This window comes from Dubosiella newyorkensis (assembly GCF_001945605.1).
Classification (GTDB): domain Bacteria; phylum Bacillota_I; class Bacilli_A; order Erysipelotrichales; family Erysipelotrichaceae; genus Dubosiella; species Dubosiella newyorkensis.
This window is the reverse complement of the sequence record NZ_MPKA01000048.1, coordinates 1-1,798: the sequence shown is the minus strand read 5'-3', so window position 1 is coordinate 1,798 and position 1,798 is coordinate 1. Positions and strand designations below refer to the sequence as shown.

The following is a 1,798-nucleotide window of genomic DNA, read 5'->3' as shown; positions in this document are numbered from 1 at the left end:
TGTTAAGGTGTTTTACACGGAGGACGTTTTCATGGCTTATTTCCTTAAAAAATCGCATCTCAAAAATGGCTTGTATCTTCAGATCTATTTCTCTTTCCGCGATCCCGAAATCAAAGAGACCCGCCACCGCTGTATCCGTTCTTTGGGTTATGTTCACAATCTGCAGACACCCGATATCCCCGATCCGATCGAATACTATCAGCTCGAGGTCAATCGCATGAATGCCGATTTCAAAGCCGAAAAAACAAGCTCCAAAGACAAAAAAATCTCTTCTCTTTCTCCTCTGCGTTCCTTGGGCTACTTTCCTCTCAAGTCCGTCCTGGATTCTTTGAAGATCTCTGCGTTCGTCGATCTTTTCCAGCTCGGCTCCAGACAGGAATTCTCCCTTTCCAAGGCTTTCGAGGCTCTTGTCTATGCCAGAGCAGTCAATCCCTGCTCTAAACGCAAGACCTGCTCCGATATCATCCCTTCTTTATGGGAGGATTACTCCATTTCCTACTCCCAGTCCCTCGACGCTCTTTCTCTTCTTGGCGCCAATTACGAGAAAATCGTCGAGATCCTTACGAACAGAACGGCAGAAGTCTATTCTCTCGATACTTCTTCTGTCTTTTTCGACTGTACCAATTTCTACTTCGAAATCGACGCCGAAGATCTGCTCCGACGCAAAGGCCCGTCCAAAAAGAACCGCACCGATCCGATCCTGGGCATGGGTCTTCTTCTCGACAGGCGATGCATCCCCATCGGCATGCGCCTCTATCCGGGCAACCAGTCCGAAAAACCGGTCCTGCGCAGCGCGGTAAAGGATATGAAAAAGCATCTCTCTCTTCAGGGGAAGACCGTGCAGGTGGCGGACAAAGGGCTCAACTGCGCTCAGAACATTTATGAAGCCAAAAAGGGCAAAGACGGCTATCTGTTTTCCCGTTCTGTCAAGACGCTCCTGCAGATCGAGAAAGAATGGGTCCTCAAGGATGGCGATGACGAATGGAAATGGGTCTATGACGAAGAAGGAAAGAAGAAATACCGCTACAAAAGCTGTATCGACATGTTTTCCTATTCGTTTGTGATGAGCGGGACCGGAAAAAGGAAGAAATTCAGCACAAAAGAGAAGCGGATCGCCACCTTCAGCCCGAAGCTGGCGAAGAAAAAGAAGATGGAGATCGCAAAAATGGTCTCGAAGGCAAGCCGGCTCTGCACCAGCCAGGCCAAAAAGAGCGAATACGGAGAAAGCGCCAAATATATGCGGTTTGTATCGATCGGCAAAGACGGAGCGGAGAGCGGGAACGAAGTCGCGGCCGAGATCAACGAAGAAGCGATCGCCAAAGATATGGAACTGGCCGGCTACAATATGCTTGTCACATCGGAAACAGAAATGGAAGAAAAGGAAATCTATAAAGTTTATCATCAGCTTTGGAGAATAGAAGAATCGTTCCGGATACTGAAAAGCGAGCTCGACGCAAGACCAGTCTATCTGCAGGACGGGAACCGGATCAAAGGACATTTTCTTGTGTGCTACGCAGCCGTGCTGCTGGAAAGAATATTCCAGATCCTGATCCTGAAAGACAGATTCAGTGCTCATGCCATCAGCGAACTGATCAGGAACTTCAATGTGATCCAGACAAATCGTCTACAATATGTGAACACCGGAACACGAACTCCTCTCATCGAAGAAATGTGCAAATATTATTCGCTGCCTCTCAATAATTATTTTTTAACGAAGGGGCAAATAAAAAAGGTGCTGGGATATCGGTTTACACCGCTTCCTTAGCACCATTTTTGAAAATCATCTCTTAAAGTCAGG

At 47.4% G+C, this 1,798-nt stretch carries 1 protein-coding gene; it reads left to right on the top strand.

Features of this window, described 5'->3' with window-relative positions; genetic code table 11:
* Window positions 1–31: 31 nt before the first annotated feature.
* Window positions 32–1,765 carry an IS1634 family transposase gene (locus BO225_RS03025; RefSeq protein WP_076340807.1) on the top strand — a complete coding sequence of 578 codons (1,734 nt, stop codon included), beginning with the start codon at window positions 32–34 and terminating at the stop codon, window positions 1,763–1,765.
* Window positions 1,766–1,798 lie beyond the last annotated feature (33 nt).